The 15,184-nt window shown below is 50.4% G+C and carries 16 protein-coding genes; 7 read left to right on the top strand and 9 right to left on the bottom strand.

What is annotated here, in order from left to right:
* Window position 1 precedes the first annotated feature (1 nt).
* From leuA to KJY73_RS03715, 6 genes are all read left to right on the top strand, one after another.
* On the top strand, window positions 2-1,555 hold the full coding sequence (leuA, locus tag KJY73_RS03740; RefSeq protein WP_206595184.1) for a 2-isopropylmalate synthase: 1,554 nt from the start codon (window positions 2-4) through the stop codon (window positions 1,553-1,555).
* Entirely contained in the window at window positions 1,556-2,653 is a 1,098-nt protein-coding gene (leuB, locus tag KJY73_RS03735; protein ID WP_214340452.1) for a 3-isopropylmalate dehydrogenase, read from the top strand.
* Complete coding sequence (gene leuC / locus KJY73_RS03730) at window positions 2,653-4,053, top strand: 3-isopropylmalate dehydratase large subunit (protein ID WP_214340450.1); 1,401 nt, start codon at window positions 2,653-2,655, stop codon at window positions 4,051-4,053. Before leuB ends, leuC begins: the two co-directional genes overlap by 1 nt.
* Entirely contained in the window at window positions 4,050-4,649 is a 600-nt protein-coding gene (leuD, locus tag KJY73_RS03725) for a 3-isopropylmalate dehydratase small subunit (RefSeq protein WP_214340448.1), read from the top strand. The genes leuC and leuD overlap by 4 nt, the downstream gene beginning before the upstream one ends.
* Before the next feature lie 442 nt (window positions 4,650-5,091).
* Window positions 5,092-5,802: a hypothetical protein gene (locus tag KJY73_RS03720; protein WP_214340447.1), complete on the top strand. Its 711-nt coding sequence runs from the start codon at window positions 5,092-5,094 to the stop codon at window positions 5,800-5,802.
* 236 nt (window positions 5,803-6,038) lie between these two features.
* The gene (locus tag KJY73_RS03715) at window positions 6,039-7,232 is read left to right on the top strand and encodes an HD-GYP domain-containing protein (RefSeq protein WP_214340446.1); all 1,194 of its coding nucleotides are present in this window, start codon (window positions 6,039-6,041) and stop codon (window positions 7,230-7,232) included.
* Window positions 7,233-7,251: 19 nt separating this feature from the next.
* Here KJY73_RS03715 and KJY73_RS03710 read toward each other — a convergent pair whose 3' ends face one another.
* The 8 genes from KJY73_RS03710 to KJY73_RS03675 all read right to left on the bottom strand — a co-directional run bounded on the left by KJY73_RS03710 (window position 7,252) and on the right by KJY73_RS03675 (window position 12,693).
* Window positions 7,252-7,656, bottom strand: a complete 405-nt coding sequence (locus KJY73_RS03710; RefSeq protein WP_214340445.1) for a GFA family protein — start codon at window positions 7,654-7,656, stop codon at window positions 7,252-7,254.
* Window positions 7,657-7,722: 66 nt separating this feature from the next.
* Window positions 7,723-8,709, bottom strand: a complete 987-nt coding sequence (locus KJY73_RS03705) for a general secretion pathway protein GspB (RefSeq protein WP_214340444.1) — start codon at window positions 8,707-8,709, stop codon at window positions 7,723-7,725.
* On the bottom strand, window positions 8,702-9,613 hold the full coding sequence (locus KJY73_RS03700; protein ID WP_214340443.1) for an ExeA family protein: 912 nt from the start codon (window positions 9,611-9,613) through the stop codon (window positions 8,702-8,704). Before KJY73_RS03700 ends, KJY73_RS03705 begins: the two co-directional genes overlap by 8 nt.
* A 147-nt stretch (window positions 9,614-9,760) precedes the next feature.
* Window positions 9,761-10,015 (bottom strand): hypothetical protein, encoded by a 255-nt coding sequence (locus KJY73_RS03695; RefSeq protein WP_232848383.1) that lies wholly within the window; start codon window positions 10,013-10,015, stop codon window positions 9,761-9,763.
* Window positions 10,016-10,110: 95 nt separating this feature from the next.
* A complete protein-coding gene (locus tag KJY73_RS03690) occupies window positions 10,111-10,467 on the bottom strand; it encodes a hypothetical protein (RefSeq protein ID WP_214340442.1) in 357 nt (118 codons plus the stop codon).
* Window positions 10,467-11,144 carry a hypothetical protein gene (locus tag KJY73_RS03685; protein ID WP_214340440.1) on the bottom strand — a complete coding sequence of 226 codons (678 nt, stop codon included), beginning with the start codon at window positions 11,142-11,144 and terminating at the stop codon, window positions 10,467-10,469. The genes KJY73_RS03690 and KJY73_RS03685 overlap by 1 nt, the downstream gene beginning before the upstream one ends.
* 9 nt (window positions 11,145-11,153) lie before the next feature.
* Window positions 11,154-11,486 carry a hypothetical protein gene (locus KJY73_RS03680; RefSeq protein ID WP_214340439.1) on the bottom strand — a complete coding sequence of 111 codons (333 nt, stop codon included), beginning with the start codon at window positions 11,484-11,486 and terminating at the stop codon, window positions 11,154-11,156.
* A gap of 52 nt (window positions 11,487-11,538) precedes the next feature.
* On the bottom strand, window positions 11,539-12,693 hold the full coding sequence (locus KJY73_RS03675) for an esterase (protein WP_214340436.1): 1,155 nt from the start codon (window positions 12,691-12,693) through the stop codon (window positions 11,539-11,541).
* A 163-nt stretch (window positions 12,694-12,856) separates the two neighbouring features.
* Between KJY73_RS03675 and KJY73_RS03670 the strand changes: the two genes are divergently transcribed.
* A complete protein-coding gene (locus KJY73_RS03670; protein ID WP_214340434.1) occupies window positions 12,857-14,095 on the top strand; it encodes a multifunctional CCA addition/repair protein in 1,239 nt (412 codons plus the stop codon).
* Between the two features lie 173 nt (window positions 14,096-14,268).
* Here KJY73_RS03670 and KJY73_RS03665 read toward each other — a convergent pair whose 3' ends face one another.
* Window positions 14,269-15,141 carry an AraC family transcriptional regulator gene (locus KJY73_RS03665; protein ID WP_214340432.1) on the bottom strand — a complete coding sequence of 291 codons (873 nt, stop codon included), beginning with the start codon at window positions 15,139-15,141 and terminating at the stop codon, window positions 14,269-14,271.
* Window positions 15,142-15,184 lie beyond the last annotated feature (43 nt).

The raw sequence follows: 15,184 nt of genomic DNA, 5'->3' as shown, positions 1-15,184 counted from the left end.
CATGACAGATAGAGTCAAGATATTCGATACCACGTTAAGAGATGGCGAGCAGGCCCTTCCGGCTAGTCTGAGCGTAAAAGAAAAGCTGCAGATTGCCCTGGCCCTCGAACGTCTGGGCGTGGATATTATCGAAGCTGGCTTCCCGGTCTCCTCTCCTGGTGATTTCAAATCGGTGCAAACCATCGCCCGTGAAATCAAGAATGCCACCGTCTGTGGTCTGTCCCGGGCGGTGATGAAAGACATTGATGCCTGTGGCGAAGCCCTGAAGGTGGCAGAGCAGTTTCGTATCCATACTTTTATCGCCACCTCAGATATCCACGTCGGCTCAAAGCTGCGTAAGTCTCAGGATGAAGTGTTGGACATGGCCGTTGCTGCCATCAAACACGCCAGGCGCTACACGGATGACGTGGAGTTCTCTTGTGAAGACGCTGGCCGCACTAATATCGACTACTTGTGCCGCATGGTGGAAAACGCCATCAACGCCGGTGCCACCACAGTCAATATTCCAGATACTGTCGGCTACACCATTCCCAGTGAGTTTGGCGCCATTATCCAAACCCTGTTTAACCGCGTCCCCAACATCGACAAAGCCACTATCTCCGTGCATTGTCACAACGATTTAGGTCTGGCTGTGGCGAACTCCATTGCCGCCGTACAGTTTGGGGCACGTCAGATTGAATGTACCATCAACGGTATAGGTGAACGGGCCGGTAACTGCTCGCTGGAAGAAGTCGCTATGATCCTGAAAACCCGCGAAGCCATGCTGGGTTTGCAAACCGGTATCAACAGCCAGGAGATCTTCCGTACCTCCAAGCTGGTCAGCCAAATGTGTAATATGCCGGTGCAGAGCAACAAGGCCATAGTTGGCGCTAACGCCTTCAGCCACTCTTCCGGTATTCACCAGGACGGCATCCTGAAAGCCCAGAACACTTATGAAATCATGACACCGGAAAGTGTCGGCATTAATAAGAACCACCTGAACCTGACCAGCCGCTCCGGCCGTCATGTGATCAAGCACCGCATGCATGAGCTGGGTTACAAAGACGAAGATTACGATTTGGATACCTTGTATCAGGCGTTTTTGAAACTGGCTGATAAAAAGGGCCAGGTATTCGATTACGATTTGGAAGCGCTGGTATTCTTCGACCAGCAAAAGCAGCAGGAAGCCAACTATGAGTTGCTGTACCTGCATGCCAATGCCGGAAAAGGCATGATCCCAAGCGCAACAGTCAAAATGCGCATGGGCGATCAGGAAGGTACCGCATCAGCCACCGGCAATGGTCCGGTAGACGCCGCGTTTAACGCCATTATTCAGGTCACAGGCAACAACGACATAGAGATTGTTGACTTTAAGCTGGACTCCAAAGGTGAAGGGGCCGATGCCCTGGCCCAAGTGAGCGTAGTAGCCGAATACCGCGGCCGCCGTTTTAACGGTATTGGCCTGGCCACCGACATTGTCGAAGCCGGCGTAAAGGCGTTGATTTACGTACTGAATAACACCTGTCTGGCTGACCAGATAGATGAAAAGAAACAACAGAAAATAGCAGGGGTGTAGATGAAATCGTATTCCATAGCTTTACTGCCCGGTGACGGTATCGGTCCGGAAGTCATGCGTGAAGCAGAGAAAGTGCTGGCCGTCATTCAGCGCAAGTTTGGTCTGAATCTGGTTTTGAACCAGTTTGATGTGGGTGGCGCTGCCATAGACAAACACGGCCACGCCCTGCCTGAAGACACCCTGAAAGGTTGTGAACAAGCTGACGCTATCTTATTCGGCTCTATCGGTGGCCCCAAGTGGGATAGCTTACCACTGGATCAGCGCCCCGAGCGCGCCGCGCTGTTAAAACTGCGCAGCCACTTTGACCTATTCAGCAATTTGCGTCCGGCCAAAATCTACCCCGGACTGGAAGCCTTATCTCCGCTGCGAGCGGATATCGCTGCCAGCGGGTTCGATGTAATGGTGGTGCGTGAATTAACCAGCGGTATCTACTTTGGTCAGCCCAAGGGTATGGCCGGTGAAGGTGAAGAAGAGTACGCCTTTGACACTATGCGTTATTCGCGCCGTGAAATCCGCCGCATTGCTAAAATCGCCTTTGAAGCAGCACGCCTGCGCGGCAAAAAAGTAACCTCGGTAGATAAAGCTAACGTATTGGTATGCAGCCGGTTGTGGCGCGAAATTACCGAGGAAGTCGCCAAAGACTATCCAGATGTAGCGCTGGAGCACATCTACATCGACAACGCCACCATGCAACTGCTGCGTTACCCCAATCAGTTTGATGTCATGCTGTGTTCTAACCTGTTCGGCGATATCATCAGCGATGAGTGCGCCATGATCACCGGCTCCATGGGCCTGCTGCCGTCCGCTAGCATCAACGCTGACGGTTTCGGTATGTACGAACCAGCAGGGGGCAGTGCCCCGGATATCGCAGGTAAAGGCATTGCCAACCCTATTGCGCAAATTCTGTCTGCTGCCATGTTGCTGCGTTACAGCCTGGGCGAAAATAGCGCAGCAGAAGCTATTGAGAATGCCGTACAGCAAGCGCTGAATGACGGTTATGTAACCGCCGAACTGCTAAGTGCAGAGCGCAGAAATGAAGCCAAAACCACGGCACAGGTGGGCGATTACATTGCCGCCAAATTGGAGGAGTTGGTCTGATGGGTAAGACCTTATACGACAAAATCTGGGACATGCATTTAGTGGCCCAGGCAGGTACCGACAACCTGATTTATATCGACCGTCACCTGATCCACGAAGTCACCTCTCCGCAGGCCTTTGCCGGCCTTGAGGAAAAAGGCCGTAAGCTGCGTCGTCCGGATCGCACTTTTGCCACTATGGATCACAGTATCTCTACCCGCTCTTTGGCCTTGGATGCCTGTGGCCCGGCCAACCAGTTGCAACTTCGCACCCTGATGGATAACTGCGAAAAATTTGGCGTGGAACTCTTCCCGGTCGGCCACCAAAAACAAGGTATCATCCATGTTATCGGCCCCGAACTGGGCTTAATTTTACCTGGTATGACAGTAGTATGTGGTGACTCGCACACCGCTACTCACGGTGCATTTGGCGCCCTGGCCTTTGGTATCGGCACCTCAGAGGTGGAACACGTATTTGCCACCCAGACCCTGAAACAGGGTAAAGCCAAGGCTATGAAGGTGGAAGTTAACGGCACCCTGCCTATTGGTGTTACCGCCAAGGATATTATCCTGGCTATCATCGGTAAGATTGGTCATGCCGGTGCCACGGGTTATGTACTGGAATACGCCGGCAGCGCCATTGAAGCGCTGTCCATGGAAGAGCGTATGACCATCTGTAATATGAGTATCGAAGCGGGTGCTAAAGCCGGACTGATTGCCCCCGACCAAATCACCTTTGATTACCTCAAAGATAAAGAGCGCGCCCCCAAAGGTGCAGACTGGGATGAAGCGCTGGCCTGCTGGCAGAGCCTGAAATCCGATGCCGATGCCGCCTTTGACACTGTTGTCACCTTGAGTGCCGAAGATATCAAACCACAGGTTACCTGGGGCACCAACCCAGGCCAGGTGGTGGCAGTTGACGAACCCATTCCGGCCCCGGCAAGTTTCACCGATGCGGTTGAGCGCACCTCAGCAGAAAAAGCCCTGAAATACATGGGCTTGGAAGCCGGGCAAAAACTGTCAGATGTGGCGATCAGTCATGTGTTTATCGGCTCTTGCACTAACAGCCGCATTGAGGACTTACGTGCCGCCGCCAAGATTGCCAGCACCGGCAAAGTCGCTCAGGGCGTGAACGCTATTGTAGTACCCGGCTCCTACGCGGTAAAACAGCAGGCGGAAGCTGAGCAACTGGATAAGGTGTTTCTGGACGCCGGCTTTGAATGGCGTTTGCCTGGCTGCTCTATGTGTCTGGGCATGAACGATGACCTTCTGCAGGCAGGTGATCGCTGCGCATCCACCAGTAACCGTAATTTTGAAGGCCGTCAGGGCCGCGGCGCCCGCACCCATTTGGTCAGCCCGGCGATGGCCGCCGCTGCTGCACTGGCAGGCCGTTTTGTTGATGTAAGGGAGTTGGATAAATGACAGGCATCACACAACTAAGCGCTAAAGCGGCGCCACTGAATCGTGCCAATGTGGATACCGATCAGATTATCCCTAAGCAATTTTTAACCGCTGTCACCCGCGCCGGCTACGGCAAACACTTGTTCCATGACTGGCGCTATCTGGATCTGGAAGAAAAAGTCCCCAATCCGGAGTTCGAACTGAACAAGCCTGAGCATCAGGGCAGCGAAATTCTGCTGGCCAGAGAGAACTTTGGTTGTGGCTCCAGCCGTGAGCATGCACCTTGGTCGTTGACCGATTTTGGCTTCAAAGTCGTGATTGCCACCAGCTTTGCCGATATTTTTTACGGCAACTGCATGAACAATCAACTTTTGCCTATTGCCCTGAACAACAGCCAGATGGATGCCCTGTTTGCTGCGGTTGAAGCCGACCCGCAAGTGCAAATAGAGATAGATTTACCCGCACAGCAGGTACGGGTAGCCGACCAAAGTTTTGACTTTGAGATCAAGGAACACCATAAGTACAAGCTGATTAAAGGCTTAGATGCTATCGGTGAGACCCTTGAACTGGTGAGCAGTATTGATAGCTACGAGAAGGCAATGCCAGCCTGGCGTTAATCCCGAAAAGACGGTTGCCGGTATTCCCGACAACCGTCTGTTATGCCCGACAAGGTAAAATTCCATCCAGCCCCTAAGCACACTTGCACCTGTAATAGAGTGTACCGCTCCACTTATATTCATTAACTCATCAAAACATGCAAGGTATCCCAATCAGGGGCAATTTCATCAAACAAATATAAACGACTAAACCAGCTACATTGTTTACTACTGGACTTATTAACGCTTCGTTTGAAACTGCACCGGTTATTTCTACAAAAGATGCAGACAAGACATTTGAAAAAGTTGAGGCAGCACAAAAAACTCCGGCTTAGTTACTAGGGTCATTTTAGGCGCTGCCGCTGCTCGACTACTTTACGTCGCTATCGCTACGACTATTGCGGCTCTAACCTAATAAAAGACTACACTGTGCATGTAGATTTTGAATTGCGGTAAATTTTCAATGAAACACTATGTATTAGTCTTTTTTATCTTAATAGTTTGTGCCACTGATTGTGCTAACGCTCAACAGAAAAAAGAGGCCTTGCTCATTAGTACTGCAGACGAAGGACCAATCATTGCGTGGTATAAAAACTATATCGCCAGAGCGTACGACAAGCTGGGAATAGACATTGATTTTAAGTTTATTCCTACGGGGAGAGAGGGCGTAGAAGCAGAAAAAGGGTATGTTGATGCGTTGACCATTAGAGTCTCATCGGCTGAGTCTTCCTTTTCGGACTTTATCCGCGTGCCCGTTATCCTGTCTAAAGGCGAGCTGTCTTTGTATTGTCAGAAAGACGTTCATTGTGGTTCTGACGTTTTAATGCAACCCAATGTCACCATAGGAGTAGTGAGCGGCTCAAACGCAAGTACTTTTTATATGAAAGATAAAGCCGCGCATTTGTACCATGTAAAAAGTGGTAAAGCGCTGGCAGAGCTGCTCTACAGGCAGCGCTTCAAGTACATCATATCCATCGATAGTCCAGATTTTGGCAACTATGCATCAATTGACCCAAACACATATTCCAAAGTGAAGTTAACTAACATCGAAGCCTACCATTACCTGCATAAAAAGCATCAGGACTTGCTGCCGAAAGTCACTCTAGCCCTGCAAGAGGCGATTAAAGAGATTGGTCCGTTGCCGATGCAACAACTAAGAGAAAACGGAAATTAGCGAATGCGTTTGTGTGACGGCACTGATTCTAGTCAGAGTTGACCGTAACCTTTGGTTTTCAAGCATGTTATCCAAACCGGAGATTTTACCTACGCCTCTTCATTACATAGTGACCGTTTCGTTGATTAAGCTCAACTTCTGAGCAAATCCTCTGATTCTGTCTTGTTTTCCCTTGATACTTAGTGGGTTCTGGTCAATATTCTTGGCTGTTCCTTGCCGTTAAAAAAACATCCAACATGCTAAAACTGTTCTCCATCGATGAAGTTAGACCCGGAATGTTCGTCAATCGGGTTACCCGTCAAACCGCACAACTGAAAATCAAAACCCAGGGATTGGTAAAGGAGCAAGGACTGATCCAAAAACTTAAGGCACGTGGCATTCTTGAAGTAGAAATCGACCTTTCCCGCAGTATTTTGCATGAAGAGCTGACCATGGAAAGTCCGATGGAAGACGAGAGCCCGGTAACCACTGCAAAGCCGCAGCAAACCGAAGGAGAAGCGCTCAATGAGTCGCATAAACTCTATGAGCAGGCCAAATCGGTTCAATCCAAATTTTTCAAGAAAGTACGCAAAGGCGGCAAAGTCTCCATCTCAGAATTAATGGGAACCAGTGCCGATATTATTGATTCGGTGTTCGATAACCCCGACGCTTTGTGCTGTTTGACTCTGATAAAAGAACGCGACCAATATCTGTTAGAGCATTCACTGAACTGCTCCATCTTGATGGCTGTATTTGCCCGTCATTTGGGCTTTGATAAAGAACTTATCGACGAACTGGGTTTGGCTGGCTTATTGATGGATGTAGGTATGGCCACTATCCCTGATGATATTCTGAGTAAGTCCGGCCGTTTGGATCAGGCCGAAATTCAGATTGTTGAAGGCCATGTGGACTTCGGCCTTGAATTGCTGGAACAGTCAGAGATGGATTTGGATGTGGTTCGGGACGTAATCGCCAATCACCACGAACGTATGGACGGCTCCGGCTACCCTCGCGGCAAAGGCGGTGATTACTTATCGGTTTATGCGCGCATGGCCGCCATTGTAGACAGCTATGACGCCATGACCTCTGACCGCCCATGGCGCAAAGGGTTACCCCCAACTCAGGCGCTTAAGCGCCTGCTGTCATCCAGCCAGGGCTTACTTGATCAGTCTTTGGTGCAGCAATTTATCCGCTGTGTCGGCGTGCATCCGGTGGGCTCGTTGGTCAAACTGAAAAGCGGCAAATTGGCCATCGTGGTCAGAGCCAATAAGCAAGACCCCTTATGCCCGGTGGTGATGAGCTTCTACTCCGTGCGCACCAATATGTACAACGAGATTAAACGACTGGACCTGAGTAAAGTCGGTGATGAGATAGAAACCAGCGTCAGGCCGGAAGAATTTAAAATAAACCTGACCAAGTTCTTTAAAGACGTGTTGCTACAGCAGGTTTAACTCCTGCTGTACAGCCGACTCACTGCCCAGGCAAGGCATCCAGTTTGTGCACCTTTTCCAGTTCGTTATCCCAATCGGCCCGGCTTGCCATAAACAAGTGGGCATTGGGTTTCATCTGCAGGTTGTCGTCCAGACTACCCGCAGGTACCACTAACATGGAAAACTCGCTGAGCAGATAAGGCATTGCTGAACCACACTGCGAACAAAACGCGCGCTGATGATGGGTGCCCGGCAGCCGAAAAGTTTTAACCAACCCCTGCCCTTCATGCCACTTAAGGGTGGCGGTATGGGAGAACAGATTAGCGGCATGGGCCGAACCGGTATCTTTCTGACAATGCTGACAATGACACAGAAAGAACTGTTCAAAGTCGCCATCAATCTCAAAACTCACCGCCGCACATAAACACGAACCTTGTCTTTTCATCCTTTTTTCCTTTTGCAGTTATCCCATCAGCGCAAGTAACTTAGCGAGTCAGACAGCCGTAGGTATTTACCATTCACCCAGCGCAGGTAGACTGAATTCCTGGCCCTTGTAAGTCAGTATCACCTTCTGCGGTTCAATTCTGGCAATGCGCAAATTGTCACTAATCCAATCACCCTCACCAAGCTCCACACCGTTAACCCGCACCCGACGTTCAGTCGGTACTGAGGCGTATAAGTGGGTGGAAAAACTCATGGACGGCAGCTCAGCTAACACCCAGGCTGGCAACTGATCTACCCGCAGTGTTTGAGATGTTTTAGCCGCGCCGGGAGTTTGGTGTTCTTCCGTACTTTGCTCAGTTTCAGATACGGCCTGTCGGAATCGCCTTAATAATTCGGGGGAAACACTGTCCAGTGGCACCTCAGCATCGGTATTCACCACATCTACCGGCACGGCCCCGGCTTCTTCGAGCTGTTCTGCCTGTGTTAACGTATTTTCTGGGGTTAACGCTGTTTGTGGGGCTTCTTCAGCCACCGGGGTTGGCTCAGGTTCTAAGGCTGGGCTTGGCACGGCATTTTGAGGCTGTTCAGCCACCATCACTACAGTCGGCGCATCCCTGGGCGCTAGCAACTGTTGCCATGGCGTTACCGCAGCGGTATAGCCTAGTCCCATACCACCAAACAACACCAAGGCAGCCACCAAAGTTTTACGTCCGTAATAATGCCAGCGTCCCGGCAGTGACTGCACCGACGGTAGAAACAAACTGCGGTTAAAATGCTCTGACAGTTTATGGTCAACATTGGCTTGCTGCGCGCCTTGCATCAGCAGGGTTTTAGTTGGTGAGCTGGCCGTTGGCACCGAATAAGTCGACTCCAATTCGACCGTTTGCGCCGTATCGATTTCCAGCTCCTGCACACCCATTTCTTTTAGGCCCTGCACCATTTCCTGGCTGCTGACCAAACCTGACTTACGGATACGTACCGGGCCGTTTTGTGCGGTGATTTGCACAATCACCATGCCAGGCTGTAAATCGTCTACCCTGATACGCTTAAGCATGAAGACTCCCTATCCAATAGCCCAGCGCCAGCCCCGTAAACAGCAGCCCAGCCAGGATCAGTGTCCATTGCTTACCCTGGCGCTGACGCACAACATCGTCCCCCAGGATCTGAGAGGCCGCAGCCAGAAAAATATAGCGGCGTACCACCGGATGCTGCTTAGTAAACGACAAGGTTAATGCCCGGTCACACAACAGATTAATCACCCGCGGTATGCCACCACTAATCTGATAGACCGCCTGCAAGGCGGTAGCAGCAAAAATACTGACATCGCCACCGGCCACTTGCAGACGATGAGCGATATAGGCTTTAACCTCGTTGCCACTGAGTGGCAGTAAGTGATAACGCGCGGTAATGCGCTGGGCTAATTGACGCAACTCATTGCGTTTAAGTAATTGCTGCAACTCGGGCTGACCAATCAGCACGACTTTAAGCAGTTTTTCTCGGTTGGTTTCTAAATTGGTTAATAGGCGCAGTTGCTCCAGCACTTCGGGTAATAAATGCTGGGCCTCGTCAATAATCAGAACGGTATTGATACCCTTTCCATGATTGGCGGCCAGATGCGCCAGAATTTTATCGGTGAAGCTTTTCAAACTGGCCTGATTATCCTCATAGGCAATGCCCAGTTCATCACAAATGGTCGCCAGCAATTCCAGTGCAGACAAGGTGGGATTTAAAATCATCGCCACCTGGGTATTTTCAGGCAACTGCTGCATCAGCTTTCGGGACACTGTAGTTTTGCCGGTCCCCACCTCGCCGGTAAGCATCACAAAGCCGCCGCTTTCACGCAAACCAAAGGTCAGGTGAGCAAGCGCTTCTTTATGGCGGGGACTCATATACAAATAGTCAGGATTGGGCGCGATGGAAAAAGGATTGTCCGCTAATCCAAAATAGTTCAGATACATGCAAAACCGTCTGCTATGCAGGCTGTGATAAGGGCGGCAACTAAGGTAACGATTCGACGAAGGCAAGTCAAAGGCGGCCTGGGAAAAGCAGTGAAATTGCCTTGCGACGGCGTCAAGCTAACTTAGGAGTGAAAACTTAGGATGTGACTAGCTATCTAAGTAGAGCCAGGTACTAGGCCCCAAAAACAGTACCGCAGACGTCATAAACAGCACAAAGTACAACTTGAACCACCAGCGTACCCGAACAGGCACATCTGCACGCTTTTCAAGCACCTTATATCGACGTGCCGGCCTGTCAAATAAGAAGAGGCTACCGTAGTGCAAAGCCCCGTGACCTGCCATAAATATATTCAGTGAGAAAAAACGTATGCCACCTTCAAGCGCATCTTCCACATCCCTCATTGGTTTTCCTTTCAGATACAACAACACTGGAAAAACCACAAAGATCGCCATTAACAACCCAATAGCAGCAAATAAGAGCAACAATTCAGACAGTACTACTGGGCAAAATACAGCGCGCAAATTGCCAACACCGCAAGCAGAAAACTTCCCAAAAACAGTAAGTAATAGCATTTAAACCAGCTTCTCACTTGTTCTGGAACATTTTCTCTAAGCGTTAATAAATGGTAACGCTTTGCATACCAATCAAATAGAAAAACACTGCCGTAGTGCAAAGCCCCCTGGCCTGCCATAACTATGTTCAGCGAATAAAATCGCTTTCCATTGTCCAACTCGTCTTCCGCTAACATCATTGGCTTTCCTTTTAAAAACAACAAAAATGGTAGGAGAATAAAGAACAATACTGCCAGACTGATGGCAAAAGAAATAAGAAAGAAATATTCAGCAAAAGACATCAATTAAACACTCCGTAGAGGAGATCCCCCCCTTTTTCGCCAGCCCATTCACCAACTTTGGCACCAGCGTATCCTCCAGTAGCACCCGCAACCACTCCACACCAAAAAAAGCTAGTACCTGCTGAGGGAAGGCCGAATACCAAGTTGCAAACACCATAACTTGTAGCAAACCCTCCAAATGTTCCTATACCCACAGCGCCAATTCCTTTACCTGTTTCTAAATAAGTTGCCTTAGTGCACTGCTGTTCACTCCCTTCCAGGCAGGCTTTACGAATATTGGCATGGGCTTCCACACCGGTTAAGACAATCCCGACATAGCCAAGCTGCTTAAGATTTTTCGCCATATTGGCGGTGGTTTTATAGTTTTCGGCAAAACCGGGAATACTCTTTGCCGGGCCACCCAGCTTGTCCCATTGGTAGACTATGCTTTTACTACTAAGCCCCAGGTTTCGGCGCATATCACCGGGCACCAGATTACCTCCCAGATCCGGCTGGCCAAAGCGGCTTAGCGCCCCATTAAGTCTGGAAAAAATTTGCTGTCGACGGGTAAAGAAACGTTGATTGCGCAGATTTCCTTGGCTGTTATAGGTATGCACATAAGCCTGTTCCAACTCCTTAAGCATCGCTTCTACATTTTTTACCTGCGCGCCCCAGGAATTATTTGCCAATCCCAACATAAGCCCGTTCTACTTAGCAATATTGGAAAGTAGATCATATCGCTCCGCCAGCAGTTCCTGCTCTGCAAAACTTAGCTCTTTAAGCTTGTCATCAATCTGCCGGGCATAATTCAAAAATTCCTGCTCAGCCGGGGTGCAGGCCATGGAATCTGCTGGCGAAATCAACACGACCTGGCCCGGCTTAGCCACACCGTTTTGAATATGGCTATTTACAAATATAAAGTGCTCAATGGTTTGTGCTGTCGGTTGACTGTAGAGTTCCTGAGCCAGTGCAATGGTTGGAACCAGGCGCTGTACAACATGCACAGCATAGTTATTGGGAATAGCAGTAGAACTTGTCATAAGCCGTATCCTTACGAAAGCAAATGTCCAAATTCAAAGTATAGCCGCCAATTTACTCCCTGTGCTGCCGTCCATCCTGGTTCTGATACTCCTGCAACGCTGCCTTCATCCTTTTTTTATGCCAATCCAACATCGAATCAGCTAACGCTACGGCCTGATGTTGATACTGCAATGCCAGAGCATGTTGCCCGCGCTTCGCATAAGCCGCCGCAAGATAGTGATAGCTGTATGCGTCCTCTGGATATAGTGCCAACTGTTGCTTTAGTATTTCCACCGCTTTGCCTGGCTCTTTGTCAAGTTGATAATCAGCCAAGCGCTGAATAGAGGCTTTTGGAGACACATCAAAGCCGTATTTCTGAGCGGAGAGTAATTTATAGTGTTCCACAATGGCCTCAACCCCCTGGTTGGCAATCTCAGAATCCGGCGCTAAGCCCTGATGAATATCATCAAACAGCAGCTCAATCCCTTCTATAGTAGAAAGCACAGGTAATGACATAAAATAGCGATGCGCATATTGACGGTAGTGCCAGGTTAATTGTGATGGCGCAGAGGCTCGCAGCAGACGCTGCAGCTTGGCGTAATCCTGCAACTGGTGCTCTTCCTTCACACCGTCACCATGGCTGAAGAATAAAAAGGGTTGACGTTTTTTGGGGAGCATTTCCAGCTTCTTTGCTGCACTGGATAAAATACCGGCATAGTCATCCTTCAGCTCAGGACTCACAGCAATATAAGCGTTAGCCAAAGTAGGCTTATTAAGCAGTGCTGAGAGCACCAAAGTGCCGTTTACTCTAAAGCCACTGAAAATACGAAAACCATTGGTTCTGTAGGTGCGTTCCAGTCTGGGAAACAGATCTGACTCAAAAAAGTCCAACAAAGGGGTAGTGTTACCGCTCGGGTCGAACAGCCTTCCCACTGGATTCCCTGGTGCGGGGGTTACGATAATAGTTTCAAGCCAAGGCCACTCACCATTGTGACTAAGCCAATCATGCACACCACCCAAAAAGTTACCAGCGCGAGGATGGAAGTCCAACATCAGCAAATAGGATTTTTCTGGTTTGTGCTGATAACTGGCGGGTAACTGAACATTAAACAACAAGGGCTCAGAAAATTGAGGATGACTTAAACTAAGCTGCTCAGCACCTGCCCTGGCGCTTAACAACAGCAACCATCCAATGCTCCACAGCGTTACCCATTGTGCTTTTTTCATACATTCTCCCTTTTTTGTCCAGCATCCCATACTAGTTGCCACCTGCCAAGCCGGATACACCTGTCTGGCTGCCCTTGGCTTGCTTTGGCATAATGGCGGCATAGAAGGCATGATGGCATATTGATGTGCCCAGCCAATGTTGTGTTCTGGAATCCTTTAGCCCATGAAAATTTACCTGGTAGGCGGCGCTGTCCGCGACACTTTGCTTGGTCGCCCCATCACTGAACGCGATTATGTGGTGGTTGGAGCAACGCCTGAGCAGATGCTGGCGCTCGGCTATAAGCAGGTGGGCAACGATTTTCCGGTGTTTTTACACCCCGATACCAGTGAAGAGTACGCACTCGCGCGCACCGAGCGTAAAACCGGAGTGGGTTATACAGGTTTTGACTGCATTGCCGACCCCAGCGTGACACTGGAAGAAGATCTGCTGCGGCGCGATCTGACGGTGAATGCCATGGCCATGGATGAGCAAGGTCAGATTATCGACCCCTATGGCGGCCAGCAAGACTTGCACAATAAAGTCCTGCGTCACGTATCGGCGGCGTTTGAAGAAGACCCTCTGCGGGTTTTGCGTGTCGCGCGCTTCGCGGCCCGTTATCACCATCTAGGCTTTGCCATTGCTGCCGAAACCCAGGCACTGATGAGCACTATTTCCGCCTCTGGCGAACTGACTGCCTTAACCACGGAACGGGTATGGAAAGAAACCAGTCGCGCTTTGCTCGAAGCCAGCCCGGAAGTTTACTTTGAAAGCCTGCGCAGCTGCGGCGCCCTTAAACATTGGTTTGCCGAATTGGATGCCCTTTGGGGCGTGCCCGCACCGGAAAAGTGGCACCCGGAAATCGATACCGGCGTGCATTGCATGATGGTGTTACGCATGGCCGCCACCCTCAGCCAGGATTTAGCCGTGCGCTACGCAGCACTGGTGCACGACTTGGGTAAGGCCCTGACCCCGCCCGAGCAATGGCCAGCCCATCACGGCCATGAAAAATCAGGCCTGGCCGCGATTACCCGCTTAAGCGAACGGCTTAAAGTACCTAACGATTGTCGTGAACTGGCGTTGTTGGTGGGCGAATTTCATACTCATATACACAAAGCCTTAGAGCTGAAACCCACCACCGTGCTCAGAGTATTAAATCACTGTGATGCGTGGCGAAAACCGGCCCGGTTTGAGCAATTGTTACTGGCCTGCGAAGCTGACGCCAGAGGCCGGTTGCATTTTGAGCAGCGACCCTACCCCCAGGCCGACTACTTTCGCGCCGCCTATCAAGCCGCCGCCGCGGTGGATGTTCAATTGATTATCGCCAAGGGTATTCAGGGCAAAGCTATAAAAGAGGCGCTGGACCGAGAACGCACCACCGCCATTGCAACGATAAAAGCGCAGTGGCAAGCACCTCAGCCCTGAGCAAAAAGCCTCTGACCAGGAAGGCAAGACAAAATACCCAGAACCTCTTCAAGACATTGCTGTCTTCTTGGTGAATTTAGCTTTTCAAAAATGGGTTAACCACGAAGAGCACGAAATACACGAAGAGGGCTGACGGCCCTAACGCCTAGATTCACAGCCAAGACACAGCGATTTTATTCGCTGTCAGTTTGTATTACAGGCAAATAAATATCGGTTCTAAGCTGCTCCTCTTCGACCATATCCGGGTCATCCAGATAGTGATAGATACAAGGCGTATCCGCCGGCCAAAGCGCATCCATCCCCAACAGGGTCAGATACAAGTTATCCACCGCCGCTTCCAGTCCGTCGAAGCTGCCGTTATGGCGGGTTCGCAGATACAGGCCCGCTGCGCTGTCCTGCCAGAATAAGTCATCCGGAACACCCGTCACCGCTTCACTCAGTAACAGGGCACTGTCGAACACCCCAGCTTGCTGCGCTGAATCATCCCGAGGTATACCAATAATAGCCTCCAGATGCTGTGGACCTCCCACAGCCTCGAACAAGCGGGTATAAGTATCGAACAAATCCGGATACAAATGCTCGGTGCGCACCGTTATTAAATGCATCGGAGCCAGAGAAACCAGCTCTACCGCCAACCAACCCTGAGGGTTCGCCTGGTTACCGCTGGCTGGCTGCGACAAGCGATTGATGATGTTATCCAATAACTCTGGATCATCACGAAGCTGAGAAGGACTGAGCGCAACCTGGCGTTTCATCGCTTTGGCAAACGCCTGGCTGGATGAAAAGCCGCATTGCAATGCCGCCTCCGTCACGCTGGCGGCTGCCGATAAATGCTTGGCGCCCGCCGCTAAGCGAAGACGGCTTTGGGTTTGGCCACAGGTCTCGCCAGTAACCAGACGATACAGCCGGTGAAAATGAAAAGGTGAAAGCGCTGCCGCCTCAGCCAGTTTTGCCAGCTCCAGCGGTGGCTCATCAAACAAATGGGCTTGCAGCAGGACAACCGCCCGTTCAATCCGCGCTAATACCAGGGCTTCACGATCTATCATTGAGAGTTCCTCTTGGTAGGGTGTTTGCCAACTCTAGCCAGCA

This window comes from Bowmanella yangjiangensis, assembly GCF_018531185.1.
GTDB classification, from domain to species: Bacteria; Pseudomonadota; Gammaproteobacteria; order Enterobacterales; family Alteromonadaceae; genus Bowmanella; species Bowmanella yangjiangensis.
The sequence above is the reverse complement of the archived record's forward strand: the minus strand, read 5'-3'. Positions and strand labels throughout refer to the sequence as shown.

What these genes read in the sequence shown, in the direction of transcription:
- KJY73_RS03680 (WP_214340439.1), bottom strand. Translation starts at nt 11,486, where the DNA reads ATGACAAGTTCTACTGCTATTCCCAATAACTATGCTGTGCATGTTGTA.
- KJY73_RS03690 (WP_214340442.1), bottom strand. Translation starts at nt 10,467, where the DNA reads ATGTCTTTTGCTGAATATTTCTTTCTTATTTCTTTTGCCATCAGTCTG.
- KJY73_RS03720 (WP_214340447.1), top strand. Translation starts at nt 5,092, where the DNA reads ATGAAACACTATGTATTAGTCTTTTTTATCTTAATAGTTTGTGCCACT.
- KJY73_RS03705 (WP_214340444.1), bottom strand. Translation starts at nt 8,709, where the DNA reads ATGCTTAAGCGTATCAGGGTAGACGATTTACAGCCTGGCATGGTGATT.
- leuD (WP_214340448.1), top strand. Translation starts at nt 4,050, where the DNA reads ATGACAGGCATCACACAACTAAGCGCTAAAGCGGCGCCACTGAATCGT.
- KJY73_RS03685 (WP_214340440.1), bottom strand. Translation starts at nt 11,144, where the DNA reads ATGTTGGGATTGGCAAATAATTCCTGGGGCGCGCAGGTAAAAAATGTA.
- KJY73_RS03700 (WP_214340443.1), bottom strand. Translation starts at nt 9,613, where the DNA reads ATGTATCTGAACTATTTTGGATTAGCGGACAATCCTTTTTCCATCGCG.
- KJY73_RS03675 (WP_214340436.1), bottom strand. Translation starts at nt 12,693, where the DNA reads ATGAAAAAAGCACAATGGGTAACGCTGTGGAGCATTGGATGGTTGCTG.
- KJY73_RS03710 (WP_214340445.1), bottom strand. Translation starts at nt 7,656, where the DNA reads ATGAAAAGACAAGGTTCGTGTTTATGTGCGGCGGTGAGTTTTGAGATT.
- leuC (WP_214340450.1), top strand. Translation starts at nt 2,653, where the DNA reads ATGGGTAAGACCTTATACGACAAAATCTGGGACATGCATTTAGTGGCC.
- KJY73_RS03715 (WP_214340446.1), top strand. Translation starts at nt 6,039, where the DNA reads ATGCTAAAACTGTTCTCCATCGATGAAGTTAGACCCGGAATGTTCGTC.
- KJY73_RS03695 (WP_232848383.1), bottom strand. Translation starts at nt 10,015, where the DNA reads ATGAGGGATGTGGAAGATGCGCTTGAAGGTGGCATACGTTTTTTCTCA.
- leuA (WP_206595184.1), top strand. Translation starts at nt 2, where the DNA reads ATGACAGATAGAGTCAAGATATTCGATACCACGTTAAGAGATGGCGAG.
- leuB (WP_214340452.1), top strand. Translation starts at nt 1,556, where the DNA reads ATGAAATCGTATTCCATAGCTTTACTGCCCGGTGACGGTATCGGTCCG.
- KJY73_RS03670 (WP_214340434.1), top strand. Translation starts at nt 12,857, where the DNA reads ATGAAAATTTACCTGGTAGGCGGCGCTGTCCGCGACACTTTGCTTGGT.
- KJY73_RS03665 (WP_214340432.1), bottom strand. Translation starts at nt 15,141, where the DNA reads ATGATAGATCGTGAAGCCCTGGTATTAGCGCGGATTGAACGGGCGGTT.